General features: G+C 67.3%; 20 protein-coding genes. 11 read left to right on the top strand and 9 right to left on the bottom strand.

Features of this window, described 5'->3' with window-relative positions; translation table 11 throughout:
* Both B118_RS0103565 and B118_RS0103560 read right to left on the bottom strand, forming a co-directional pair.
* Positions 1-557, bottom strand: a 557-nt coding sequence (locus B118_RS0103565) for a dihydrofolate reductase family protein (protein ID WP_027648763.1), incomplete at its 3' end; no start/stop codon positions are given.
* A 322-nt stretch (positions 558-879) separates the two neighbouring features.
* Positions 880-2,061 carry an acyltransferase family protein gene (locus tag B118_RS0103560; RefSeq protein ID WP_018810435.1) on the bottom strand — a complete coding sequence of 394 codons (1,182 nt, stop codon included), beginning with the start codon at positions 2,059-2,061 and terminating at the stop codon, positions 880-882.
* 341 nt (positions 2,062-2,402) lie between these two features.
* On the opposite strand from B118_RS0103560, the gene B118_RS0103555 reads away from it, so the two are divergent.
* Together B118_RS0103555 and B118_RS0103550 are read left to right on the top strand one after the other, a co-directional pair.
* Positions 2,403-3,665: a cytochrome P450 gene (locus tag B118_RS0103555; RefSeq protein ID WP_043540981.1), complete on the top strand. Its 1,263-nt coding sequence runs from the start codon at positions 2,403-2,405 to the stop codon at positions 3,663-3,665.
* Between the two features lie 275 nt (positions 3,666-3,940).
* A complete protein-coding gene (locus tag B118_RS0103550) occupies positions 3,941-5,566 on the top strand; it encodes an MFS transporter (protein WP_027648764.1) in 1,626 nt (541 codons plus the stop codon).
* Positions 5,567-6,181: 615 nt separating this feature from the next.
* Here the strand turns inward: B118_RS0103550 and B118_RS0103545 are convergent.
* Positions 6,182-6,661 carry an SgcJ/EcaC family oxidoreductase gene (locus B118_RS0103545; protein WP_026270496.1) on the bottom strand — a complete coding sequence of 160 codons (480 nt, stop codon included), beginning with the start codon at positions 6,659-6,661 and terminating at the stop codon, positions 6,182-6,184.
* A gap of 328 nt (positions 6,662-6,989) precedes the next feature.
* Between B118_RS0103545 and tpx the strand changes: the two genes are divergently transcribed.
* The 5 genes from tpx to B118_RS0103520 all read left to right on the top strand — a co-directional run bounded on the left by tpx (position 6,990) and on the right by B118_RS0103520 (position 12,034).
* On the top strand, positions 6,990-7,517 hold the full coding sequence (tpx, locus tag B118_RS0103540) for a thiol peroxidase (protein WP_026270497.1): 528 nt from the start codon (positions 6,990-6,992) through the stop codon (positions 7,515-7,517).
* Positions 7,518-7,688: 171 nt separating this feature from the next.
* The gene (locus tag B118_RS0103535) at positions 7,689-8,171 is read left to right on the top strand and encodes an SgcJ/EcaC family oxidoreductase (RefSeq protein WP_026270498.1); all 483 of its coding nucleotides are present in this window, start codon (positions 7,689-7,691) and stop codon (positions 8,169-8,171) included.
* Positions 8,172-8,208: 37 nt separating this feature from the next.
* Positions 8,209-8,664: an SgcJ/EcaC family oxidoreductase gene (locus B118_RS0103530; RefSeq protein WP_018810442.1), complete on the top strand. Its 456-nt coding sequence runs from the start codon at positions 8,209-8,211 to the stop codon at positions 8,662-8,664.
* Positions 8,665-8,858: 194 nt separating this feature from the next.
* A complete protein-coding gene (locus B118_RS0103525) occupies positions 8,859-10,157 on the top strand; it encodes an aminotransferase family protein (protein ID WP_238323854.1) in 1,299 nt (432 codons plus the stop codon).
* Between the two features lie 320 nt (positions 10,158-10,477).
* Positions 10,478-12,034 (top strand): GMC family oxidoreductase, encoded by a 1,557-nt coding sequence (locus B118_RS0103520; protein ID WP_027648765.1) that lies wholly within the window; start codon positions 10,478-10,480, stop codon positions 12,032-12,034.
* A 285-nt stretch (positions 12,035-12,319) separates the two neighbouring features.
* On the opposite strand, the gene B118_RS0103515 is transcribed toward B118_RS0103520, so the two are convergent.
* Complete coding sequence (locus B118_RS0103515) at positions 12,320-13,483, bottom strand: epoxide hydrolase family protein (RefSeq protein ID WP_026270500.1); 1,164 nt, start codon at positions 13,481-13,483, stop codon at positions 12,320-12,322.
* Between the two features lie 298 nt (positions 13,484-13,781).
* Between B118_RS0103515 and B118_RS0103510 the strand changes: the two genes are divergently transcribed.
* Positions 13,782-14,960, top strand: a complete 1,179-nt coding sequence (locus tag B118_RS0103510; RefSeq protein ID WP_155249807.1) for an acyl-CoA dehydrogenase family protein — start codon at positions 13,782-13,784, stop codon at positions 14,958-14,960.
* A 107-nt stretch (positions 14,961-15,067) separates the two neighbouring features.
* Positions 15,068-16,132, top strand: coding sequence for a glucose-1-phosphate thymidylyltransferase (locus tag B118_RS0103505; protein ID WP_018810447.1), 1,065 nt, complete (start codon positions 15,068-15,070; stop codon positions 16,130-16,132).
* A gap of 141 nt (positions 16,133-16,273) precedes the next feature.
* Here B118_RS0103505 and B118_RS0103500 read toward each other — a convergent pair whose 3' ends face one another.
* The 5 genes from B118_RS0103500 to B118_RS0103480 all read right to left on the bottom strand — a co-directional run bounded on the left by B118_RS0103500 (position 16,274) and on the right by B118_RS0103480 (position 21,896).
* Complete coding sequence (locus B118_RS0103500) at positions 16,274-17,065, bottom strand: TIGR03084 family metal-binding protein (RefSeq protein ID WP_027647382.1); 792 nt, start codon at positions 17,063-17,065, stop codon at positions 16,274-16,276.
* 217 nt (positions 17,066-17,282) lie between these two features.
* Complete coding sequence (locus tag B118_RS0103495) at positions 17,283-18,329, bottom strand: carboxymuconolactone decarboxylase family protein (protein WP_028192375.1); 1,047 nt, start codon at positions 18,327-18,329, stop codon at positions 17,283-17,285.
* A 107-nt stretch (positions 18,330-18,436) separates the two neighbouring features.
* Positions 18,437-20,071 carry a GMC family oxidoreductase N-terminal domain-containing protein gene (locus B118_RS0103490; protein ID WP_018810450.1) on the bottom strand — a complete coding sequence of 545 codons (1,635 nt, stop codon included), beginning with the start codon at positions 20,069-20,071 and terminating at the stop codon, positions 18,437-18,439.
* On the bottom strand, positions 20,068-20,637 hold the full coding sequence (locus tag B118_RS0103485) for a DUF5987 family protein (protein ID WP_026185115.1): 570 nt from the start codon (positions 20,635-20,637) through the stop codon (positions 20,068-20,070). The genes B118_RS0103490 and B118_RS0103485 overlap by 4 nt, the downstream gene beginning before the upstream one ends.
* A 227-nt stretch (positions 20,638-20,864) precedes the next feature.
* Complete coding sequence (locus B118_RS0103480; protein ID WP_026270503.1) at positions 20,865-21,896, bottom strand: SDR family NAD(P)-dependent oxidoreductase; 1,032 nt, start codon at positions 21,894-21,896, stop codon at positions 20,865-20,867.
* 169 nt (positions 21,897-22,065) lie between these two features.
* Between B118_RS0103480 and B118_RS0103475 the strand changes: the two genes are divergently transcribed.
* Positions 22,066-23,055: a DUF1702 family protein gene (locus B118_RS0103475; RefSeq protein ID WP_018219299.1), complete on the top strand. Its 990-nt coding sequence runs from the start codon at positions 22,066-22,068 to the stop codon at positions 23,053-23,055.
* A 163-nt stretch (positions 23,056-23,218) separates the two neighbouring features.
* Entirely contained in the window at positions 23,219-24,181 is a 963-nt protein-coding gene (locus B118_RS0103470; RefSeq protein WP_018810453.1) for a DUF1702 family protein, read from the top strand.
* The last annotated feature ends 83 nt before the right edge of the window (positions 24,182-24,264 follow it).

Genomic DNA, 24,264 nt, shown 5'->3' with positions numbered 1-24,264 from the left:
AGGACGGTGTCGAAGTTGTCGAAGGTGCGTACGCCGAGGCGTCGGAGCGAGACCGGGTGTTCGAACAGCGGGGTGCCGCCGGCGAGGGCGGCTGGGCCGAGGAGTACGTGGATTTCGTCGATCAGGCCGTGCTGGAGGAGTCCGTTCCAGGTGGTCCGGCTGCCCCAGGTGACGATCTCCCTGCCGTCCTGTTCCTTGAGCTTGGCGATCTCGGTGGGGGCGTCGGCGCGGCTGATGATGCGGGTGTTGTCGGCCCAGGGGTGGTCGGCCGGCGGCGGGGAGGCGTGGTCGGAGACGACCACCTTGTCGACCACGTTGTAGATCTTGGAGAATTCGCGGTCGGCCTCGAAGGCGGAGTTGTCGTCGGCAACACTGGGCCAGTAGCTGGAGAACATCGTGTAGGAGTTCGCACCGAGCAGTACGGTGTCGGCCGCCTGGAGCCGTTCGAGGTTGTAGGTGCCGAAACAGTTCTCCATCGGCACTGCCATGACGTCGTGCCCGGGGCCCTCGAAGAAGCCGTCCATCGACACGGCACTGACCACGATGAGTTTTCGCATTCCGTTCCCTTTCGGCGCTCGTTCTGCGGCGACCGGGAGGGGAGGGCGCAGCTGGGCCCTCACCCTCCGCTCGGTCGTGCTGGTTTCCTGGATGGGACGGAGCGGGGGCGGGGGTTTCGACATCGCCAAGATCCGCGGTGCGCTGACGGCTCCACCCCAATGGTCTGGGAGCCGTGTGCGTGCGGACGGCTCCGGTGGCCACCGGAGCCGATCGAGTCCGGTGGCCACCGGCCAGGCGTCCATACCGCTGATCCGACGCTCTCCCGCGCGCGAGCCAGTTGGGTGAGCGGCGTGGACCTGCCGAAGCCGCGTGGTGGTGAACTCAGACCTTTTCCGGGGTGAGCTGCGGCTTCGGTGTGTTCCGTGCCCGGCCCCATCGACGCATCATGGGCGTCTCCACGAACCGGTACAGGCACCACCCGCCAAAAAGGGATGCGGCGAAAAGGCCGAGCAGGACCAGGATGGCGACGGGGACGTCGAAAGTCCCACCGCCGGTAGCGTAGAGGAGGTAAAAGACACTCACCGTCTGGCACATGTAGAAGCCAAACGAGACGTTGCCGAGCCAAACGGCTACCCTACCCCGTAGTCCGGTCGGCGCTCCCCGTCGGTCCGCATCGGCGAACGTCGCCAGCATGACACCAATCGGAATTAGGGTGGTCACGTTGAAACTGAACTGGGGTGGCACGAAGTAGGTGGCGACGTAGCCGAAGACCATAAACCCGACAGCGGCTATCGGATGAATTCGGAACCACTTTCCGGCAAGTACGATCTGGGCCAGTAGCGCGCCGAAAACGAATTCGAACATGCGGCCAACGGGGAAGAGGTAGCCCCACCAGAACTGCACGTCACCCACCGGGGTAATTCCGCTGTTGCGAGTCGATAGGAAGGCCATTGCGATAAGCTGGAAGGCGATGAGGCCTAGAAACATAGCCCCCGCACTCAGCCATAGCCCGGGCACGGACATCCGTCGTATCGGCCGAATGATGAGGGGGAGGGACAGGTAGAAGAGCAGCTCGCTGCAGAGTGACCAGGACGGTGTGTTGACGCTTTGGCTGATTTGGAAGTCAGGGAACCAGGCATGTACCAGGAGTAGGTTGGACAGCCACGACTTCCAGTTTGTTACGCCGGCTGCGAAGAGCAGCATAACCAGACCCCACGTCACGACGTGGGTGGGGAAAATCTTGACTACCCGGCGGCGGATGAAGGCTAGCGTGGAACTGCTCGGCTTTGCTGACCAGGAAAGCACGAATCCGCTTAGCACGAAGAAGAAGGAAACTCCGACGAAGCCGCCGTTGCTGAAGATGCGGCCATACCACTGAGCGATGTCAGGATCGGCGAAAGGATTTATCCCGGGTCCCGTGAGGTCGACCGGGTTCACGAAAATAGCAGTATGGAAAAGGAAGACCAACAGGGCGGCGTAGAATCGCAGTCCAGTCAGTGAGTCCAGTCTCCTCGGTGTACTTGTGCCCTGGGGGTCCGGGGCGACTTGCGCAGTTGCGGTCATGCCGACTTTCTCCCTTCAGTCGATTACCTGCCGGCTCGGTAAAGGTGTCGATGCCGGCCGTCGCCCTCGATTGTTCCCGTGCAACCTTGGGGCTGCTGCGGTGTACTGGTCTGGGAGGGCTTTCCTGGACCTCAGCTGAACGCCCCGCTCACACTGTTCACGTGCCGAAAGGTGGCCGCATCTTTCGATGTGCCCCGTACTTCGCAATCTGGAAGTTGTACGAGTGTGCTGCGTGTGCGAAACTGCCTGCCAACACCTCTGAGATTCCATCCAGTGGCCCTTGACGCAGCAGGCGTAGCCGCTGGGAGACCCGGGTGATTTGCCGCGAGGAGGCTGAACGTATGACGGTGCCGATCGAACTTGATGCGGTTGACCTTTCTGACAACGACTTCTGGACCAAGCCGCTCGAATATCGACACGCTGTGTTCAACGCGCTGCGGGCCCAGCCCGGGCTGCCGCATTTCGCCTCGCCGGAGTTCGGGTCGGCACCCCGGGGGAGGGGCTACTATGCACTGACCAGGATGGATGATGTCCTTGCTGTCAGTCGCAACCCCAGCGTATTCATCTCCGGCAAGGGTAATGTCGCGATGGAAGTGCCTGCCGAGTTTCTCGACCAATCGTTAATCACGATGGATAACCCCCGGCATGCCCGACTCCGGCGTATCGTCTCTCGGGGATTCAGCATGAAGGCCGTCACGGCGCTCATGGACAATGCGAGCCAGATGGCCAAGCAGATCGTCGATGAGGTGGTCGAGCGGGGTGAGTGTGACGCGGTCGTCGATATTTCGGCGAAGCTGCCGCTCGGCATCATCTGCAATATGATGGGTATTCCGGATTCGCAGCAGCAGTTCGTGTTCGAGCAGACCAACGTGATGCTCGGCGTCCAGGACCCGGAGTACGTCGGGGAACAGAACGACGCGATGCTCGCTATGAGCGTCGCCAGTCAGGAACTGGCCGACCTGATGCACGAGTTGGCTACGCTACGCGCCAAGAACCCCACAGACGATCTCATCTCCAAACTGCTCAGTGCAGAGGTCAACGGGGAGGCGCTTACCCCCTCGGAGCTGGCTCACTTCTTCATCCTGCTCACCGGTGCAGGAACCGAGACCACCCGCAACGCGATCAGTTGGGGGATCCAGCTTCTCACCCAGTCTCCCGAGCAACGGGAGGCCTGGCTCTCCGATATTGACGGGGTGACCCCGACCGCGGTGGAGGAAATAGTTCGGTGGAGCTCACCGGTGATCTCCCAGCGGCGCACGGTTGCCGAGGACGCTGAGCCGGTGAAGCTCGCTGGTCAACTCTTGGGCCCGGGGGACAAGGTGCTTATGTTCTATGGCGCGGCCAATCGAGACCCGAACTACTTCGTGCACCCTGAGGGCTTCGATGTGCGGCGCTCGCCGAATCCGCACGTCGGCTACGGTGGGCCTGGTCCACACTTCTGCCTCGGGGCGCACCTGGCCCGGCTGGAGATCTCGGTGATGTTTCGGGAACTGCTGACTCGAATTCCGGACATCCACGCCACAGGCGAGCCGGCGCGACTGAAGTCGCCATTGATCAATGGGATCAAGCGTCTACCGGTGGCCTTCACCCCCGGCGCACGTTGATCGCCATCGCCATCGCTGGTCGTCCCGGTCGTCCGGCGTCCGGTCGTACAGGTCCGATGGTGTACCGGATCTTGGCTGGATGTCGAAAGCCGGCCTCCGGCACCGTCCTAGCCACGAAGGCTGTCACGACGGACCGACTAGTGAGCAGTTCTCCGCTCCGGGTTGACCCGGGACCGGGGAGGAGACCGCACAAGGGGCGGGGGCTGTCGGCCTACTGACTCCGCGTCCGCACGTGGCACGACCGGATCGGCGATCGATCATGGAAAGGTTCCTGCATGAGTACCGTGACCTCAGCTCAGACCGAGGAACGAGCTGGTCCCCGGCAGTGGACAGCGCTGGCCGTACTTGCCCTCCCCTCCCTGCTGCTCTCCCTCGATCTCAGCGTGCTGTTTCTGGCGCTCCCGCACCTGAGCGCGGACCTTAATCCCAGCAGCTCGCAGTTGCTGTGGATCGGGGACATCTACGGCTTCCTGGTCGCTGGATTCCTCATCACGATGGGTGGCCTCGGCGATCGGATCGGCCGGCGCCGGCTATTGCTCCTGGGCGCGACCGCATTCGCCGTAGCGTCGGTGCTGGCCGCCTACGCTACGAGCGCAGAGCTGCTGATCGCCGCCCGGGCGCTGATGGGGGTCGCCGGAGCCACCATCCAGCCCTGCACTCTCGGGCTGATCAGCAACATGTTCCGGAACGCGAAGCAGCGGACGGTTGCCATCAGCATCTGGATGAGCTGCTTCATGGTGGGTCTGGCGCTTGGTCCGTTCGTCGGCGGAGTGATGCTCGAGTTCTTCTGGTGGGGTTCGGTATTCCTCCTGGCTGTGCCGGTCATGGTCTTGCTTCTGGTGACGGCACCGGTCCTGCTTCCTGAGTACCGTGACGTCAAGCCCGGCAGGGTGGATCTGGTAAGTGTGCTACTTTCTCTGGGCACCATCCTGCCGGTCATCTACGGCCTGAAGCAGGTGGTCGAGGACGGCCTGACCTGGCCGACGGCCCTCTTCATCGGCACCGGTTTGGTCATCGGCGTGGTGTTCGTTCGTCGGCAGCGTGGCCTGGAAGACCCGTTGTTCGACCTTCGCCTACTCGCCAACCGCGGGGTCAGCGGCGCCCTTGGCGTCCTGCTGTTCAGCGGGGTTGCCATCAGCGGCATCCTGCTGTTCTTCACCCAGTATCTGCAGCTGGTTGAGGGCCTAACGCCGTTCCGCGCCGGCCTGCTGATCATCCCCTATACCGTTGGGGTTATCGTCGGCTCCCTGGCGTCCCCGGGTATCGCCCAGCGGATTCGTCCCGGGACCGTTGTCGCGGGTGGACTGGCCCTCGGTACGCTCGGATTCCTGCTGGTCGGCCAGGTCCAGAATGTGTCCGGCCTGACTCTCATCGAAATCGGTCTCGTTATTGCCTGTGGCGGCCTCGCCCCGATCTATGTGCTCGGCACTGACCTGGTCGTCGGATCCGCTCCACCGGAGCAGGCGGGTTCTGCTGGCTCGTTGGCGATGACCGGCGGCGAGGTCGGCACCGCGCTGGGCATCGCCGTCCTTGGTAGCGTCGGAACTGCTGTCTACCGAAACCAGATCGGCGACACGATGCCCGAGGAGGTGCCGCCCGGTGCCGCCGATTCGGCCCGGGATACTCTGGCTGGTGCCGTAGCCGCGGCCGAGCAACTCCCCGAAGCGGTGGGCACCAACCTCCTCGATGCCGCACGGGATGCCTTCACCCAGGCGTTCGTCTCGGTTGCCTTTGTCGACGCAGCCATGGTCGCCCTGCTCGCGGTCATCGCTGCCGCGGTGCTCCGGCATATCCCCCCGACCGGTTCGACCCCACCGGCGACACCGCCAACCGAGCCAACGGCGACGGAGGAGGAACGCAGCCAGCCAACACCCATGGCAGCCGAAGCAACTGGTGACTGACGTCAAGCCGTAGGGGGGCAGCTATCGCCTGGGATTTCGCCGCCCAGGTGGGGCGGACGTGAGGCGGCCACTGTACGATTGTTTGTTTGTCGTGGACGAACCTTCAGATCCGGCGGTGGCCGCATGTCTCGGTGAGGCCTTAGATTCCTGTTGTCGAGCTCGCCGTCCACGTGGTGATCCCCGGTGCGGGCGAGGTACTGCCTCACGGTGCGATTGCCGAGCTCTACCGTTCGCCGAGTGTTGTGCGTCGAAGGTCTCCACCTGGATCGGGCTGGTAGTGCTCGGGTGCGCCGCTGTCGCATCCCTGAGTGGGAGGGGACTCGAGTCCTTGTCGCACGGCCTGTGGCGGCGGGGACGATCAACAAGGTAACGGGTGGTGCGGATGCCGACATTCGGTGGGCAACTCAACGGTGATGACTGTGGGCTGTCACAACGGAGCTGGTAGCGGCGGTTCCGGTCGCTCACCGGCCTGCGCCGCAGGGAGACCGACCGGTTGGACCGCCTCCCGGAGGCGATGCCGCGGCTGGACACCGAGCCCGCCACCGGAGCGGCGCACCACGGGCGACTCTGGCAGCGGCGCGCGTTGATTACCGGAACGTTGTTGTGATCACGTTGTTAGCCGTAGATGGGGCTGGACTGGTGCGACACCAGTCGCCAGTCCTCCCCCTGGCGCACGACGACCCAGACGGCGCGGATCTGTCGCTCCCGGGCGGTCTCGGTCTCGCCGGGTAGCCGGATGCCCCCCTCGGTCACCAAGGCGGCGACATCGTCGCGGAGGAATGTCACCGACAGCGGCCAACCCTTGACCGAGGCGCCCCGCAGACCGCCGGCGAAGCCAGCGGCCATGTAGGCGTGAATCTCGTCGCGCCCCCGCAGCTGGTGGTCCTGCATCAGCAGGCTCCCGTTGTCGGTGAAGACCCGGGCGAACGCGTCGGCGTCGTTGTGTAGCCAGGCATCCTGAATCCGGATCGGCACGGTCAGCACCAGCTTTTCTCGTTCGTCGAGGAACGAGCCGTAGTAGGAGACATCCTCTTTGACCCCAGCGGCAGCCAGGATTGCGGTGGCGGTGCCGGGCGTTGACGCGGTGCTGGGCACGGTGAACTCCTTCTCGTGATGGCGGCCGCGCAACGCGGGTTGACGGCGGATGCCGGTGCCGGGTGGCGGTCGCCACGGCAGCGCGAAGCGGACGGGCCGAGCTGGCTGCCCCGGGACGCAATCGTCTGGCTGTTGACGTGCTGTCCGCACCTTCTGCATTGCTGGGAGCCGGGGCCGGGGCTGGGGCCGGGGCTGGGGCTGGGGGCGAGGTGGGGAGGGCACAGGCAAAGGTGCGGCGCCGTCGCGGAGGTGGGGATGCTGCTGGAGCGCCGCCGGGGCCCGGCGGTTCGACGCGCCAAGACAGCCGCCGGACGACGGGAGATAAGTGATGACTATCGATGTAATGCGGGATGGGGTGGTGACCTTCCGCGGTCGCCCAGTGACCCTCACTGGCGGCGAGGTGAAGGTGGGTGGGCCGGCACCCGAATTCACCGTGCTCGGCAGCGACTTCTCCCCGTTGGGGCTGAACTTCGCACCGGGCGCGGTTCGGATCCTGTCGGCAGTACCGTCGCTGGACACCGAGGTCTGTGATCAGCAGACCCGGCGGTTCCACGAGGAGGCCGCCGCGCTCGACGGGGTAGCCGCGCTTGCTGTCTCAGTGGACCTGCCCTTTGCTCAGGCGCGTTGGTGCGGGGCAAGTGGCCTCGATCGGGTGTGGACCGCCTCGGACCACCGCGACCTTTCCTTCGGGCTGGCATACGGAGTCGTTGTGGCGCAGCTCCGGCTGCTGGCGCGGGCAGTGTTTGTGGTGGACCCGGCCGATCAGCTGGTGCACGTGGAGTATGTCGCGGAAATCGGTGCGCACCCGGACTATGAGCAAGCACTCGCGGTGGCCCGGTCGACCCTGAATCGCTGAGCCGTAGCGGGGCCGGGCTGTCGTGGGTTGCCGGAGCGACTGCAGCTCGAAACGTTGACGGTCCGCGGTTCCATCTCTCCCCGTGCGCTCCTGCCGCAATCGCAGAGAAGCCTCAACATCCGGGAGAGATACATCATTTCCAAGTAAGGTCGATCGACGGAGGAGAGTGCCGTGTCTACAGCGACCTCATCGCCCGGTGTGGCGAACGACAAAGCCGCCCTCGATGCCTATTACGGCGAGTTCACTGGGGAAAGGGAAAAGCAGGCGCTCAGCGTCCCGCTGCGTCTCGTCGCCGCTTGGGCCCGCAACGACGCCGACGGCGTCGCTGACGTCTTCACCGAGGACGGAATTCTGATTCTTCCCGGTGACGTCTACAAGAAGAGCCGCGAGGAAATTCGGGCCTTCATGGCCGCCGCCTACGCGGGACCGTTCAAAAACAGTGGCGTGACCGGCCGCCCAGTGGACGTCCGCTTCCTCGGTGAGGACATTGCGCTGCTGCGTACCCACGGCGGCATCTTGGCCGAGGGCGAGACGGAGATCTCACCCGAGTTGGCCGTCCGGTCAACCTGGGTCGTCGTCAAGCGCAACGGCGAGTGGAAGCTCGCCGCCTACCAGAACAGCCCGCGGGGCGCCGGCGCCACCCTGCGCTGGTGACCTCCTGCCGAACCAGTACGTCCCTGAAGGAGAGACGATGAAGTCAAAGTCGGCGGTCCTCGTCGATCAGGCAAAGCAGTGGGCTACCCACTATGGCGCATTCACCAAGGGGCCGGAGGGTGCCGCGTTAAGCGCCCCGCTACGGGTCCGGGGTGCGTGGGACCGTAATGACGCGGCCGGGGTGGCGGACGCGTTTGCGGCCAACGGCAGCATGCTCCTCGGTGACGAGCAGATGCGGGGCCGGGACGCCATCCAGGCGTACCTCGGCAAAGCCTTCGCAGCGGGACTGCGGGGCTCGCGGGTCGAGGACGAGCCCGATGATGTCTTCTTCATCAATGCGGATACAGCGTTGGTGATTTCCACGGGTGGCATCGTTTCCAAGGGGGAGAGCGGGCTGTCAGCCGACCAGCGGCAGCGAATCTCCTGGGTGGTTGTCCGAGACAAGGGCGAGTGGAGGCTCTTTTCCTACCAGAGCAGCCCGATCAAGGGCTGACGTGCGACGGCGGGTCGGCCGGCTCTCCGCGTGCTAGCGCACGCGGGGGGAGTGGGGCTGGTCGACCTGTTCATTCAATCATCGGCGCTGTTCAGGTGAGGAAGAACGTGACCATCAACCAGTTGTTTACCACATTGTCCAAGGCCGACGCGAACGAGTTGGAGGCCCTCGATCGTCGACATCTGATTCGCTCGATGCACCGGGGTGACATCACCGACCGGGTTGTCATCGTCCGCGGCAAGGGATGCACTGTCTGGGACTCCAGCGGCACCGAGTTGCTGGACGCCGCCGGCGGCGGGGTCTGGCACTCACCCCTCGGCCACGGCCGCGAGGAACTCGCCGAGGTCGCAGCGGAGCAGATCCGGGAGCTGGAGTTCTTTACCAGCATGTTGGAGTTCTCCAATGACAAGGCGATCCGGCTCGCCGCCCGGGTCGCCGAGCTGGCACCGACCGGCATCGAGCGGGTGATGTTCTCCAGCGGTGGCTCCGAGGCGGTGGAGACCGCGATCAAGGCCGCCCGGCTTTACCACGTCCGTCGCGGTGAGCCCGACCGTACCTGGATCATCGGTCGTCACTATGCTTTCCACGGGGCAGCGTACGGCAGCGGTACCCTCACCGGCTTTCCGCCCATGCAGTTCGGGGTTGGGCCGAACCTGCCCCACGTCGAAAAGATCTCGCCGCCGTACCTGTATCGGGCGGCGCAGATGTATGGCGACACCGATCCGACTACTTGGCTGATCCAGGAACTGGAGCAGACCATCGAGCGGATCGGCCCCGGCAACATCGCCGCCTTCATCGGCGAGCCAGTCATGGCCGGGGGTGGGGTGCTCACGCCACCCGCGGACTACTGGCCGCGCGTCCGTGAACTACTGACCCGGCACGGAATTCTGCTGGTCGCTGACGAGGTCGTCACCGCTTTCGGGCGTACCGGCGCCTGGTTCGACTCCCCGCAGCGGGACCTGGTGCCCGACATGATCACTATGGCGAAGGGGATGGCCGGCGGGTACGCGCCGCTGGGCGCCACCCTGATGACCGACGCCGTCGCCGACACGCTTATCAACGACGGCGGCTTCTTCCACGGCTACACCTTCCAGGGCCATCCGGTAGCCTGCGCCCTGGGCCTGGCGACGATTGACATCATTGAGCGTGAGGGCCTGCTCAACAACGCGCTGGCCCTCGGTGACTGGCTCCGGGCTGGGCTGTCGCCGGCAAGTAGCCTCCCGGTCGTCGGGGACGTGCGGGTCGAGGGTTCCCTGGCCGCGATCGAGATGGTGGTCGACCGGCAGACCCAGCAGCCGATGGAGTGGAGCACAGTCGATCAGGTCGCCTTCGAGGTACGGCGCGCCCATGGCGTGATCGTCCGACCGTACGGGCACAATCTGGTGCTCGCGCCGCCCCTGGTGATGACCGGGCAGGAGGTCCGCCGGGCCACGGAGGCCGTCGTGGAGGTGCTCTCGCGCACCACCCCCGACGGTTGGGTCGCCGTGCGCTGAGTCGGCGTCCCCGCCGCGCCCGGAGTGCTCGGTAGGCCCGGCTGTGCCCGGCGCGACCGGGCGTCGCGTCTGAACCACCCCTCATGGAGCGGGTCCGCTCTGACCCCGGCGGGCCCGCTCCGCCCTGCCGGCCGACCGTGACCGAGGTGGTGGGTTGGGCCTTCGTGGCGGCTCGGGCCAGCTCTGGCGTACTCCGCACAATTCGCCATCGCGCAATTATGAAGGTGCGTTGCGGGCCCGCGAAAGGAACTCTCAAACCATGCCTCGGATGTTCCGTGGGTAATCCGACTGCCTGGACCGGCCAGAAGGAGATTGACGTGATGTATGACTACGTAATTGTCGGTGCCGGCTCTGCGGGTTGTGTCCTCGCAGCGCGGCTCAGCGAAGATCCCGACGTCAAGGTCTGTCTTGTTGAGGCGGGCGGGCCGGACAGCGTGCCGAATATTCAGGTTCCGGCCCTGTTTGGTGAGTTGTTTCGCACCAGGTGCGATTGGGACTATGATTCACACGAGGAGCCGCAGCTCGGCAACCGGCGCATTTTCCTACCCCGCGGTCGCGTACTGGGCGGCACCAGCTCAATAAACGCCATGCTCTACATCCGCGGTAACAAGCTCGACTATGACGGCTGGAACCAGCCCGGTTGGAGCTACGAGGAACTGCTGCCCTACTTCCGGCGGTCCGAGAGCAACGAGCGTGGCGAGTCGTATTACCACGGTGCCGACGGTCCGATGAGTGTCTCCGACGGCCGTTCCAAGAACCCGATGTCCACCGCCCTGGTGGAGGCCGCCCAGCAGGCCGGGCAACCGTTTAACGAGGACTTCAATGGTGCCAGCCAGGATGGCTTCGGCTACTTCCAGCTGACCCAGCGCTCCGGGCATCGGTGCAGCACCGCCAAGGCGTACCTGCACCCAGCGATGAGCCGGCCCAACCTGACGGTAGAGACCCATCTGCAGGTGCACCGGGTACTGATCGAGAATGGCCGGGCGGTCGGCGTGCTCGGCGAGCGGCTGGACCAGGAGATCGTCATTCGGGCCGAGCGGGAGGTCATTCTCAGCTCCGGCGCGTACAACTCACCCAAGTTGCTGATGCACTCCGGTATCGGCGACGGAGCGCTGCTGCACGGCCTCGGTCTGCCGGTCGTCGTCGACAATCCCCGGGTCGGTCAGAACCTCCAGGACCACGCCTTCGTGCCGCTGATCTTCAGCCACGAGGAGCCGGTGAGTCTGCTGATCGCCGAGGACCCGAAGTATCACCGGGAGTTCGAGGAGCAGGGTACCGGTCCGCTGACCTCCAACGGACCGGAGTGCGGTGGCTTCGTGCGGACCCGCCCCGGCCTCCAGGCGCCCGACGTCGTCTACTTCTCTGGGCCGTTGATGTTCCCGGACAGCGGTCTCAGTATCCCCACCGCACACGCGATCACCTACGGTCCGGTCATGTTGACCCCCCGCAGCCGAGGCCAGGTCACCCTGGTCGCCAACGACCCGACCACGAAGCCGAAGATTGAGCATCGGTACTACGCGGACGAGGACGACCTGGTCACCGCGGTCCAGGGCGTCCGGATCGCGATGGACATCGCCGGTCAGCAGGCCCTGAAGCCCTATACCACCACCCGGCATCAGGCTCCGGAGTCTGACTCGGACGCCGACATCGCGGCCTTCGTTCGCCGTCGGACACACTCGATCTTCCATGCCGCAGGTACCTGCGCCCTCGGCGATGTGGTGGATGCGGAGCTCAAGGTACGGGGTGTGGACGGCCTGCGGGTAGCAGATGTATCGATCATGCCGAATGTCGGACGGGGTGCGCCGAATGCCTCCGCAATCATGATCGGCGAGAAGGCGGCGGCGCTGGTCTCGGAGTCGGTTCCCGTGGCTGGGTGAGCTGGCCTGGTACCAGCAGCGGCCCGCCGGGACCCCGACGGGCCGCTGCTGGTGCGACCACAGCACCGCGCCCGTAGCCGGGGGACAAGGCTTGCCGGCGCCCCATCGGCGAACACATCCGCACCAACACGCCGCACCCCAAGCCCGGTCGGCATTACACGATCCCCGCAGACGCGCACGTCTCGGGAGGCGATCCCCGAATCAGCGGGGGAGGGGCCGTCGTCGGTGCTACCGCCGGTAACGACAACGGGCCCGCCGGCGAACCGGCGGGCCCGTCCTCGATGTTCAGGAGCGTAGGTCGCTGGCGAAGGCACGGAGGTCCGCGACGAATGGCCCGGACTGCTCCATCGGGCCGAAGTGACCCCCCTTCTCGAAGGCCGTCCAACGCTGGATGGTTGACCTCTCCAGTTCACCGAAGGCACGGAACGGCGGGGACGGGTCCTGAGGGAAGAAGGCCACGCCGACCGGCACTTCGACCGGCTCGCTCGGTGCGCCCGGGGTGAACAACGCACCCAACGCCATGCCCGACTCGTAATAGAGCTGTAGGGCGGAACCGGCCGTGTTGGTGAACCACTGGATGCTGACGTTGGTCAGTAGCCGGTTCTGGTCAATTACGTCCTCTGGGGACTTGGCCGCCTTGTTCCACTCCTGGAACTTCTCCACGATCCAGCTCAGCTGGCCCACCGGAGAGTCACTGAGCGCGTACGCGAGTGTCCAGGGCCGGGTGGTCTGCAGTCGCAGATACGCGGAGAGCTCGCTGTTGAACCAGGACATCGAGATCTGGTCCAGCTCGGCCAGCTCGGACTCGGACATGCCGGTCAGCCCTACGGCGTCCCGAGCCGGTACGGTCGGCCAGCAGATGTGCACGCCCGCAACGTGCTCCTTGTCCACTCGGGCCAGATCCAGCGAGATGATCGAGCCCCAGTCGCCACCCGCCGAGAGGTACGACGAGTAGCCGAGGCGCCGCATTAGCTCGGCCCACGCTCCGGCCACCCGTCGGGTAGTCCATCCCGACTCGTGCAGCGGGCCGGAGAAGCCGTAACCGGGGATCGCCGGGATGACCAGGTGGAAAGCCTGGGTGGGATCAGCGCCATGCGCGCGTGGGTTGCTGAGCGGGCCGATCATGTCGAGGAACTCGACGATCGAGCCGGGCCAACTGTGCGTCAGCAGCAGCGGCCGGGCATTCGGCTCGGGCGACGTGACGTGCAGGAAGTGCACCTTTGCACCGTCGATGTCGGTAGTGAATTGCGGATACTGGTTGATTTCATGTTCCGCGGCCCGCCAGTCGTACCGGTGCTGCCAGTGATCGGCGAGCTCGTGCAGGTAACCGAGGGGGGTGCCGCGCTCCCATCCGGGGCTTGCGTACGCCTCGGGCCAGCGGGTGGCCGCGATCCGGCGGCGCAGATCGTCCAACTGGGCCTCAGGAATATCGATCCGGGTAGGTTTCATGGCCAACCTTTCTTCGGGCAGTGACGACCTGTCCACGGCGGGGAAATGAGGCTCACGCTAAGGACATCGGCAGCCCCGGTGCACCTTGCTGATTGCGCTGGCCCACGTCGGTGCTCCGGTGCTCCGATGCCGCGGGATGGCGCAAGCCAGGAGATGCGGGGCGGTTCCGGGCTGGCGCATGCTCGGTCCTGGCTGGACAGCAAGGAGGCCGGATCTGGTGTGGGACCGGGCGCTGGGCCGGCGGGCTGCCCCCTCGTACCCGAGTCTGATAGTCGCTGTCGAAACAGAGGAGAACGTGGTGTCCCCAGAAGCCCTGCCCTCGGAGGAACTGCGCAAGCGAGCCGAGGGACTGGTACCCCTGATTCGCTCACACACCGCCTGGTCCGAGGAGCACCGTCGACCCCACGACGAGGTTGTTGAGGCACTCGCCGCATCTGGGCTGACCGACCTGCGTCGCCCCCGCCACTACGGGGGCTACGAGACCAGTGCGCGCACCCTGGTTGATGTGATCTCCGTGCTGACCCAGGGTGACGGGTCAACAGCGTGGAATACCGGGGTATGGGCCATCGGTGACTGGATGGCGGGCAACTTCCCCGACCACGTCCAGGACGAGGTTTTCGCGACTCCGCACACCCGCATCTGCGTGGTGCTCAGTCCTACGGCGGCCGCGACCGCCGCCCCGGGCGGTCTCGTCGTCAACGGCCGCTGGCAGTTCATGAGCGGCGCCCACCACAGCCACTGGCAGGTGGTGATCGCAATGGCGCCGGCACCGAACGGCTCACAGTGGCCGGTGGCCGCCCTGGTGCCGATGTCGGAGCTGGAAATCGTCGATGACTGGCACACCACCGGTCTGGTCGGCACCGGCAGCGTCACCACCGTCGCCGACGATGTCTTCGTCCCGCAGGACCGGGTGCTTCCGATGGTGGCCATCCTGCAGAGCCAGTATGCCTCCGAGCGGAATGCCACCTCGGCGGTGTTCAACACGCCGATGATCCCGACTGGCGCCGCTGGCTTCATCGGTGTGGCGATCGGGCTCGCGCAGGCCGCGCGGGACGAGTTCCTGCTCCGGCTTCCCGGTCGCAAGATCACCTATACCGGGTACGAGCAGCAGTCTGACGCTCCGGTGACGCACTTCCAGGTGGCTGAGGCGTCGCTGCTGGTCGATGAGGCGGAGTTCCACGCGTACCGGATGGCCGACCTCCTCGACGACAAGGGTGTCAGCGGTGAGCCGTGGAAGCTCGACGAGCGGATGCGCAACCGCGGTTGGCTCGGTCGCGTGGTACAGCAGTCTAAGGCCGCCGTTGACCTCCTGGCCGCCGCCAGTGGTGGCTCATCCCTGTACCGGTCGGTGCCGATCCAGCGGATCCAGCGCGACATTCAGGCGTTCAGCCTGCATGCGCTGATGCACCCCAACACCAACTTCGAGCTGTACGGCCGTGGCCTGTCCGGGCTGGAGCCCAACACCATGTACCTCTGACCGGGCAGACCGGCCGGACCTCAGGGGTCGGGCCGGGGCCAGCGTTCGACGGGTTTGCTGCCCCTGGTCGCGAGCGGCGACACCTCAGCCGCGGAAGAGAGGACATCATGAAGGCGCTGGTGTTGGCGGGCGGGTCAGGCACCCGGTTGCGGCCCTTCAGCTACTCGATCCCGAAGCAGCTCATACCGGTCGCGAATCGGCCGGTCCTGGAGCATGTGTTGGCGAACATCGCCACGCTCGGTGTCACCGAGGTGGGCATCATCGTGGGGGACTGGGGCGAGAGGATCCGCGAGGCCGTGGGTGACGGCTCTCGGCACGGACTGCGCATCAGCTATCTTCGCCAGGCATTTCCGGGCGGGCTGGCGCACGCGGTTCAGGTGGCACGCCCGTTCCTCGGCGGCGATGACTTCGTGATGCAACTCGGCGACAACCTGCTCGCCGACAGTATCGCCGAGCTGGCGGCCGGCTTCCGGCGCAACCGACCGGACGCCGAGGTGGTGGTGCACAAGGTCGCGGACCCGCGCCAGTTCGGGGTGGTGGAGCTGGATCCGTCGGGGGCGCCACGCCGGCTGGTGGAGAAGCCGGCCCAGCCTCGCAGCGACCTTGCCCTGGTCGGCATCTACTTCTTCACCGCCGCAGTGCACGCCGCGGTGGACGCCATCCAGCCAAGCGCCCGGGGTGAGTTGGAGATCACCGACGCGGTGCAGTGGCTGGTGGACCACGATGCCCGGGTCCGGGTCAGCGAGTACGACGGATACTGGAAGGACGTGGGCCGGGTCGACGACGTGCTGGACTGTAACCGCTACCTGCTCGCTGCCGTACGTCCGGAGGTCGCCGGGCAGGTCGACGCGGCCAGTCTGGTGGATCGAAACGTGGTGGTAGAGCCGGGTGCGCGGATCGTGCGGTCCCGGATCGAGGGACCCACGGTGATCGGTGCCGATTCGCTGATCGTGGACAGCCAGCTTGGCCCGTACTCCGCCATCGGGTCCCGGTGCGAGCTACGTCGGGTCGAGCTGGGTGACTCCATCGTGCTCGATGGCGCCCAGCTCACCGCCGTCCGTAACCTGCGTCGTTCGATGGTGGGCCGAGGCGCCACGGTCACCGGCGGGCGGTCCGGACCGGGTAGCCGGGTGCTGATCGGGGACGACGCCCGGGTAGAGGTCGCGGCCTGACCGGCCCCGGCCCGGCCCCGGCCTCCCGGGCACGGTCTGCCCAGCTCTAGGTCACTCTGCCGACATCTTTGCCGATCAGCCGTACCGCATCCGGGCGTGTGCCCTGGCGGTCGCTTCCACCAGGGCACACGAGGGGTGGTATCAGCGGACGAACTGTCCGGGACGCCGGCCGGGCCCGGCCGGCCCACGGTACGCCTGCGCGAGGTCCAGCCACCGGTCGGCTTCGCTGCCCACGGCGGTCAGCGCCAGGTCGTCGCGGTGGCGGCGTCGGGTTACCAGCAGGCACAGGTCGGTGGCGGGCCCGGTGATTGTCTGCTCGGCCGCAGCCGGCCCGAGTTCCCAGAGCGCGCCGGAGGGTGCGGTGATGCGGAACTGGAACTGCGTGTCCGGCACCGTAAGGCCGCGCGCCAGATAGCCAAAGTCCCAGGTACGGACAGCGAACTCCACCAGGTAGCGGAGCCGATCGGTGTGCTGCCGCTGCGCCCCGAGGGCGTCGGCGATGTCCTGGCCGTGCCCGAACAACTCCATCATCCCCGCAGCCGCCAGTACCGGCGCCGGAATTGGGCGGACCAGCCATGGCAGCAGGGCACCCTCTGGAACGGCAGCGAGGGCCTTCTCCGTGCTGGCCCGTTCGTCCCGCCACGCCGCCAACAGCCGGTTCGGCGGTTGCGCCAGGTAGGGGGCCAGCGCGGCCTGCACGTTGGACTCGAACGAGTCACTCAGCTGTGACATCAGGCGACGGAACTCATCCGGCGCGGCGGCCGCGAGTCCGGCCATCCGGAAGGTAGCCGCCAGGTGGGCGATCTGGTGCGCCACCGTCCAGCCTTCGGCCGGCGTTGGCGTGCCCCAACTCTCTTCCTCCAACTGGGCGACCAGGTGGTCGACGCTGTCGCCCTCGGCTTTCAGGGCAGCGAATATGTCCTGCTCTGCCACGCGCTCATCCTCTCGCTGCTGCGACACCTTGGGCCCGATCTGCTCTCAACGGCTGGGAGACCGAGTGGTACCGGGTACGGCTACCGCGCCGGTCCGACGTCGGGAGGGGCAGGGGGTCAGCCGGCTGCTTTGGGTGCCCGGCTGTCTTCATCATCGGCGTGCCGGACAGGCGTTGTCTTCTCCCGCTGTGCGGACCGCCGTGCCCGACCGAGCCGGTTCATCTCTTCGCCTCGGGTCCGGAGCCCTCCCAGCGCATGGTCAGGTCGTTGCCCAGCTTGGCGCCGATGAGTTGGGCCGCGGTCAGGCTCGCCCAGGCGGCCGCCGTGATGAGGGTGCGATCGTCAGCGCCAGCGGCACGACAGGCCGCGATGTCGGCGGCGGTAACCCGATACGGCGCAAGCGCGGTCAACAGCGCCAGCCGGCCGAAGGGCAGTTCGTCGGCGGGCAGCGCGGTGAGCGCCGCGTCGAAGAGCCGACCGGCGGTCAGGGTGGCTGCGGGCGGGTCGGCGAGCAGCGTCAGCACCAGGGTCCGGGTTCGCTCCGGCAGCACCTGCGCCCCGGCGGTGTGCAGCGCGCTGACGGACCGCGCCAGCGCCGCGGCAACGTGGGGCTGCCGGCGGGACCAGCGGAGCTCCGCCGGGATCGCGGCGGGTGGTAGCAGGTCCACCGATCGACCCGGCGGGACGCCAACACTGGCCAGCCCGCCCACTACCCGAGTGGCGATCCGGTCAACCAACTTGCCGATCGGGTCCGAGGTCACGGGCAGCGGCGACTCCTGAAGAAACACGCTCACCATTCGGTTGAGGTAGTGGAAGACCACGGCCACGCCGATCAGCTCCGGCGCGTGCGCGATCGGAAAGGCCGGTGCCGGGCGATGGGACGGCTCGCCGCTGCGCCGCCCCCACTCCGCCAGTGCTGCCAGATAGGGGTCGGCTGGTTGTCGGCCCGCGGAGCTTCTGCTGCCGTGGCTGCCCAGCCCGGCTACCGCCGCCCCGTGCACGTCGACACAGTAGGGACAGCGGTTACCCAGCGACACCGCCTCGGCTACAACCTCCTTCGCGCGCCGGGAGACCAGCCCGTCGGCCAGTAGCGTCTCCCGGAGCAGTGCCCAGCAGGCGCGCAGCGCCACGGGTGCGGGGGAGTGCAGCAGCACCGGCGGTGCGTAGACGCCGAAGTCGGTGGCGAGTTGACGGTAGACCTCGGTCACGGACCCGGTGGCGGCCCTCGGCGAGACCGGGGTGACGTGTCGGACGTGGGTGAGCATCGTCTGGCTTGTTGCCCACGCCAGCCATCGACCCATCGGCTTCTCCCTCCTGCCCGGTGCCGCGAGCCGGTGGCCTTTCGCTGGCCCGCCCGGCCCGCGGCCCGTCCTCAGCTGATGGTGGTCACCGGCACGGCCTGGGTGGAGCCCTCCGGCAACGATCCGCGATAGGTGACCCGCACCCCGCGTTCCTGCGCGGCGCGGATGATGCCCGGGATGGCCCGTTCGGCCAGCGCGGCGATGGTCAGCGCCGGGTTCACCGTCAGGGCACCGGGTACGGCGGAGCCGTCGGTGACGAAGATCCCGGGGTGCTGGCGTAGCTCGTGGCGGTCATCGAGGGCGGACGTCTCGGGGTTGTCGCCAATTCGGCAGGAGGAGAGCGGATGTACGGTGTACGCGCCGACGACATCGTTGGTCCACGGCATCACCCGGGCCAGCCCATCGCGCTCCAGGATGTCTTTGACGTCGGCGTCGGAGGCCGCCCAGCCGCGCAACGTGTTCGGGGTGGGGCGGTAGCGGAGCGGTCCACGACCGAGCATCTGTTGGGAGATTCGATCGGCGTTCCCGGTGGCAGGTGGTGGTCCGAAGACACCTTCGTTGTCGTCCTCGGACATGGTAAAGATGGTCAGCCAGGACTGCCAGCGCCGCATCAGTTCCTTCTTCTCCACGCCGAACCAGGTGGGTCCCGTCGCATCGGGTACCTGGGCGAGGATGGTGCCGAGGCCGGGCGGGAAGTAGAGCTGCTCCAGCGAGTAGCGCTCGAATTCGGGCAGGTTCGGGTCGAGTCGATCCCAGGACGCCACGGTCGGTCCACGCCCGATCTGGTTGGCGGCGTACGCCTTGCCGCCGGGGCGGGACAGGCCGAGCACCTCGCGGACGCGATCCTCGTTGAATACGGCGGTGTTCAGCCGCTCACCGTTGCTGGAGAAGTAGCGGCCGACCGCGGGGGGCATCGCGCCGAGGGTCGCCGCGGACCGCTGGAGGATCACGGGCGTGGCACCGGCGCCTGCCGCGACGATTACGATCTTGGCGTCGATCGTGCCGCTGCCGTGCAGGATCCGGTAGTCCTCGGCGTCAACGTGTCGGTAGTGCACCCGATAGCCACCGTCGTCGGTGCGGGAGAGGTGTTGTACCTCGTGCAGCGGGCGGACCTCGGCCCCGTGGGCGAGGGCGGCCGGCAGGTAGTTCAGTAGCAGGGAGCGCTTGGCGTCGAAGCGACAGCCAGCCATCATCCAGTTGCAGTTCGTGCACATGTCTACGTCGACTGCCGACGGTACCGGGTTGGCGGTCCGGCCGGCGTGCGCGCAGGCCGCGGCGAAGAGGCCACCGGCGTAGGGAACTTTCTCCCAGCTCTGCATCGTGACCGGCAGCGCCTCGGTCGCCCGGTCGTACCAGGGGTCGAGGCTGTCCCGGGTGATGGTCGCGGGCCACATCCGCTGGCCGATACTGCCACGGCGCTCGAAGACGAACCGCGGCGCGCGTGGCATCGTGGCGAAATAGACCACGCTGCCACCGCCGACGCAGTTGCCGCCGAGCAGGCTCATGCCGTCGCCGACGGTGAAGTCAAAGATGCGGGTGTACGAGGAGCCGAGCTTGAAGTCGTGATCGAACTCCTCGGCGGACAGCCACGGTCCGCGTTCGAGAACCACCACCTTGGCCCCACCCGCCGCCAGGTGGTAGGCGGGAATGGCGCCGCCGAAGCCGCTACCGATGATCAGTACGTCGGTGCTGGCGGTACTGTTCATGCGGGGCTCCCGGAGGCGACGGTGTCGGGGTGTAGGGGTGCCAACGGTTGGCCGTAGGAGTATTCGGGAAACCGCCAGCGGCCGTCCTCGTCGGGCCGGGAAATGCCGATTGTCAGCAGGCCTGGGTGGCCGGCGGCAAGCGCCTCGTGGGTGCCGATGTGCGCCGCGCTGTCGAAGGCCATGTTGCTGAAGAGCGCCAGCCCCACCCACATTTCCCGCTCGGCGTGCTCCGGGGACAGCAGTTCGCTCAGGAGGGCGGTGCGATGGTCGTAGGAGAGTGCCACGAACGGCGGCACACCGGGGTCGAGTAGCAGCCCGCGCGCCTCGGCGTAGCCGGTAGCGTGCGAGTTCAGTGCCGTGCTCAGTGGCGCCAGGGTCAGGGCGAACCCACTAGCCGGATCCTCCAGCAGCGCCAGTGCCCCACTGGCGACGGCGCCGCCGTCAGCCGAGACGCCAGCGATCGCCCGGTCATCGGGTGAACGCTTCTGTCCCGGAACAATAGTGTCGGCAAACGCTTCGAGCGTCATGACTCGGGTCTGTTCGGCGTCGGGACCTTCCGTATGCATGGCCTCCCCTTTTGTCTCTGCGGTGTACGTCCGTCGAGGCATCGCGGTCACTTCTGGTGGCTTCTCGCTTAGCCCTGTGTCGATTAAGGTGTGGCGGAAAATGATGAAGGTGCAGATTGGTGAGCGGATGCGACGCTCAATTACTGCATCATCGATGGTGTCGCCGAGTGGGTGCACCTTTTTCGTTGCGGAGGCAGGTTTGGGCGGGTCGAATGGGCGGTTGACTTTCAGCCGTTGTCGACCGCGACCCGCCCGGCCTGCCGAGCACTCAACCGGCCGGTGATGGCCAGCCAGCGAACGGAGTCGGCCATCGTCTCGTCGAGGTCCCGGCCCCGGTCGCCGAGGAGCTCCCTGGTCGCGGTGTTGTTCACCGGGCGGGCGAGCCGGCAGAGGTGGATGGCTCCGTACTGGACGGGTAGGTGCGCCGGCACCCACCGCTGTAGCGCGGTGACCAGACGTCCGGCCGGCTCCAACCCGGCGGCCGGCAGCCGCAGGGCGGGCAGCGTGCGCCCGGTGACCCGCCGTAACGATGCCACGAACTCGTCGGTGCGCACGTACCGGCCGGGTGCCAGCAGGCGGCGCGGCCCATGTCCTGGCTGCAGCACGGCGACATGCAGCCGGGCAACGTCCCGGACATCGCCGACGGGGAAGCCGCCGGTGGGCCAGAGCGGTAGCCGGCCCCGGAGCGTGTCCCGCACCCGGCGTAGCTGATCGCCCAGGTGCGGGTCGTACGGTCCGAGGCAGGCCAGCGGGTAGGTGATTACGACCGGTGCCCCGTCGCGCTGATGGCGACGCGCGATGCGGTCAGCGGCGGCCTTGCTCGCCAGGTACGGCTCCCGCGCGCTACCGACCGGCGACTCCGGACTCAGGGGTGCTGACCAGGCCGGCAGCAGCGCACCGAAGGTGGAGACGTGCACGATCGGGTCCATCCCCGCCGACCGGGCGAGTCGGAGCACCAGCTCGGTGCCGTCGACGTTGACCGCCGCCATTCGCCGCCGATCACGCGGGTGGAAGCTGTAGACCCCGGCGGCGTGCAGCACCGCCGCGCACCCGTCAACGGCCCGCGCCACCGTGACGGCGTCGGTGACATCCCCGGCAACGAGCTCGACCTGTCGAGAGTCGATGCCGAGCGCGGCCAGCGTCGCGTCAACGCGGTCCGGTTCGCGTACGAGCATCCGCACCGCGTACCCGGCGGTCAGCAGCGCTGCGGTCGAATGGGCACCGACATAGCCGGTCCCGCCGGTCACGAGTACCCGCATCGCCGCTCCCATCCTCGGTGGCGTCGCTCCCGATCCATCATTTGCCCGGCGCGCCGACGGGCCTTCTCCGAGGGTGCGCAACGCAGAAGAGGTCGCGGACCGCGCCGACCCGGACGATGGAGACGCCGCCGGCTCCGGCGGAAATCGTCGTACCGAGAGGGAGACTGCCATGCCGAGCGTGCTGGGTTCGGTGCGTCGCCTGCTCATGTCGCCGTCGCTGGCCGAGGTCTCCTTCGCCCGCCGTGGCTTTCCGGGGGAGCCGTCGCCGGTGACCCGCCGACTGGAGGCGGTCCCGCAGTCGGTGATCTGCGGTTTCGAGTGGGGTATCGACACCCGCGACCTGTGGGAGCTGGAGCGTCGGCTCGACCTCGTTGACGGAGAGTTGGCCGGCTTCGCCTACGAGGGCGCCACGATGGCCTACACGCTCCTCGACGTGCTGCCGCCGGGCCGGGGCACCCGTACCCGGAACCTGTTGCGCGGAGCCGGTGACCGACACCTCTTCCTCGCCTATATCGGCATCGGGTTCGCGATGGCTCGACTGCCCCGCCGGCTGTGGCGGCACGTGGTGCCCGATCTCACCGGCTCCCCGTATCACCCGACGATGACGTGGCTGGCCGTCGATGGCTACGGCTTTGATCGCGCCTATTTCGACGTTGAGCGCTACGTCACCCGGCAGGACCGCCTGCGGGCGTATCCGTGGCAGGGCCACGCGGACTACTTCGCCCGGGCAGTGGACCAGGGGATCGGTCGGGCGCTGTGGTTCATCCACGGGGGACGGACCGCCGACGTCACCGCCGCGCTGCACGCCTTCGCCGAGCAGCGGCACGGTGACCTGTGGAGCGGGGTCGGCCTCGCGGCGACCTTCGCCGGTGGCGGCACGTCGGCCGACCTGGCCGCGATCCGCCGGGCCGCCGGTCCGTACGCCGGCGACCTCGCCCAGGGGGCGGCGTTCGCGGCCAAGGCCCGCAGCCATGCCGGGTACGTGCCCGAGCACAGTGAGGTCGCCATGTGGGCGTTGGGCGACCGGTCGGTGGCGGATGCGGCGCGGCTCGCCAGCGACGTCGTCTCCGCTGCGGCCGAGCCCGGTCTGCCGGCGTACGAGGTGTGGCGCCGCACGCTGCGCGCGCGCCTGGTGCCGGCCGATGCGGCACGGCCCTGACCCGGAGCCAGGTCGCCCCGTCACCGGTTGCGGCGGATGTGCCCGAGCCGCGCCCGGGTCCGCACGGTTGAAGAACATCACGACGATTGCCTTTGCCATCATCGAAATGGACGGCCATAAGCGGGTCGGCTGTCACATCCACTCTTCTTGGGGGCAAGTGCCAATGCGGAACCTCCGTGGTCTGCGTCGCAGGATTCTGACGCCGAACATTTCCCAGACCAAGCTGGACGTTCGCGGTTTCCGGGTCAAAAACGAAGAATCGCGGACGCTGCTGGAGACCGTCGGCTCATCGTTTCTGTCCGGCTATGGGTTTGCCGCCGAAGGACCGGACGTTGCCACCGTCGAAGCCCGTCTGGAAACCATTCCTATCCGTTTTCGGGGCTTCGCGTATGAGGGTGCGGCGATGGGCTTCGCGGTCCGGGACGGGTTGCGCCTGGGGCGTCCCCGACATGTGCCGGACCTGCTCGATGGCCGGGGTGACCGGCACGTCTACATGGCGTACGTCGGAGTGGGGTGGGCCATGGCGCGGCTACCGCGGGTTCGCTGGAGCCAGCTCTACGCGCCGGACCCGCTGCTGCGCTGGCTGGTCCTCGACGGCTACGGCTTCCACCAGGCGTACTTCCACACCGAGCGGTACGTGCACCGCCAGTACCGGCCTCGTACCTTCCCCTGGCCGGCGGAGGGACCCGCCGGGTATGGGGTCCGGGTGATCGATCAGGGTGTCGGTCGGGCCATCTGGTTCGTCGGCGGCACCGACGCGGACCACGTCGCGGATCTGATCGCCGGCTTTCCCGAGCACCGCCGTGCCGACCTGTACGCCGGGGCGGGCCTGGCGGCAACCTACGCCGGCGGCGCCGCCGAGGCGGAGTTGATCCGCTTCCGGGAGCGCGCTGGCGAGTACCGCGCCGCCGTGGCCCAGGGCAGTGCCTTCGCCGCCGGTGCCCGGGTCCGGGCCGGCCTGGTCGTTCCGCACAACGAGCTGGCCACGTCGGTGTTCTGCGGCATGACGCCGGCCGAGGCGGCCAAGGTGACCGACGCTACCGTCCCGCGCGATACGCCCGATGCTGTCCCCGCCTACGAGCGGTGGCGACGGGCGGTCGCCGCAGAGTTCCAGGCACGGAGCTGAAGGCGGCCCGAGGAGGCGGTGAGTCCGTTTCGGACTCAGATCCGAATTCCGGCCACCGTGCCGACCGGCCGTACCACTACCGC

Source organism: Salinispora pacifica CNR114, from assembly GCF_000514775.1.
Taxonomy (GTDB): Bacteria; Actinomycetota; Actinomycetes; order Mycobacteriales; family Micromonosporaceae; genus Micromonospora; species Micromonospora pacifica.
Note: the sequence above shows the minus strand (reverse complement) of the source record. Positions and strands in the feature narration are given on the sequence as shown.

What these genes read in the sequence shown, in the direction of transcription:
- B118_RS0103560 (WP_018810435.1), bottom strand. Translation starts at nt 2,061, where the DNA reads ATGACCGCAACTGCGCAAGTCGCCCCGGACCCCCAGGGCACAAGTACA.
- B118_RS0103555 (WP_043540981.1), top strand. Translation starts at nt 2,403, where the DNA reads ATGACGGTGCCGATCGAACTTGATGCGGTTGACCTTTCTGACAACGAC.
- B118_RS0103550 (WP_027648764.1), top strand. Translation starts at nt 3,941, where the DNA reads ATGAGTACCGTGACCTCAGCTCAGACCGAGGAACGAGCTGGTCCCCGG.
- tpx (WP_026270497.1), top strand. Translation starts at nt 6,990, where the DNA reads ATGACTATCGATGTAATGCGGGATGGGGTGGTGACCTTCCGCGGTCGC.
- B118_RS0103530 (WP_018810442.1), top strand. Translation starts at nt 8,209, where the DNA reads ATGAAGTCAAAGTCGGCGGTCCTCGTCGATCAGGCAAAGCAGTGGGCT.
- B118_RS0103525 (WP_238323854.1), top strand. Translation starts at nt 8,859, where the DNA reads ATGCACCGGGGTGACATCACCGACCGGGTTGTCATCGTCCGCGGCAAG.
- B118_RS0103520 (WP_027648765.1), top strand. Translation starts at nt 10,478, where the DNA reads ATGTATGACTACGTAATTGTCGGTGCCGGCTCTGCGGGTTGTGTCCTC.
- B118_RS0103515 (WP_026270500.1), bottom strand. Translation starts at nt 13,483, where the DNA reads ATGAAACCTACCCGGATCGATATTCCTGAGGCCCAGTTGGACGATCTG.
- B118_RS0103505 (WP_018810447.1), top strand. Translation starts at nt 15,068, where the DNA reads ATGAAGGCGCTGGTGTTGGCGGGCGGGTCAGGCACCCGGTTGCGGCCC.
- B118_RS0103495 (WP_028192375.1), bottom strand. Translation starts at nt 18,329, where the DNA reads ATGCTCACCCACGTCCGACACGTCACCCCGGTCTCGCCGAGGGCCGCC.
- B118_RS0103490 (WP_018810450.1), bottom strand. Translation starts at nt 20,071, where the DNA reads ATGAACAGTACCGCCAGCACCGACGTACTGATCATCGGTAGCGGCTTC.
- B118_RS0103485 (WP_026185115.1), bottom strand. Translation starts at nt 20,637, where the DNA reads ATGCATACGGAAGGTCCCGACGCCGAACAGACCCGAGTCATGACGCTC.
- B118_RS0103480 (WP_026270503.1), bottom strand. Translation starts at nt 21,896, where the DNA reads ATGCGGGTACTCGTGACCGGCGGGACCGGCTATGTCGGTGCCCATTCG.
- B118_RS0103475 (WP_018219299.1), top strand. Translation starts at nt 22,066, where the DNA reads ATGCCGAGCGTGCTGGGTTCGGTGCGTCGCCTGCTCATGTCGCCGTCG.
- B118_RS0103470 (WP_018810453.1), top strand. Translation starts at nt 23,219, where the DNA reads ATGCGGAACCTCCGTGGTCTGCGTCGCAGGATTCTGACGCCGAACATT.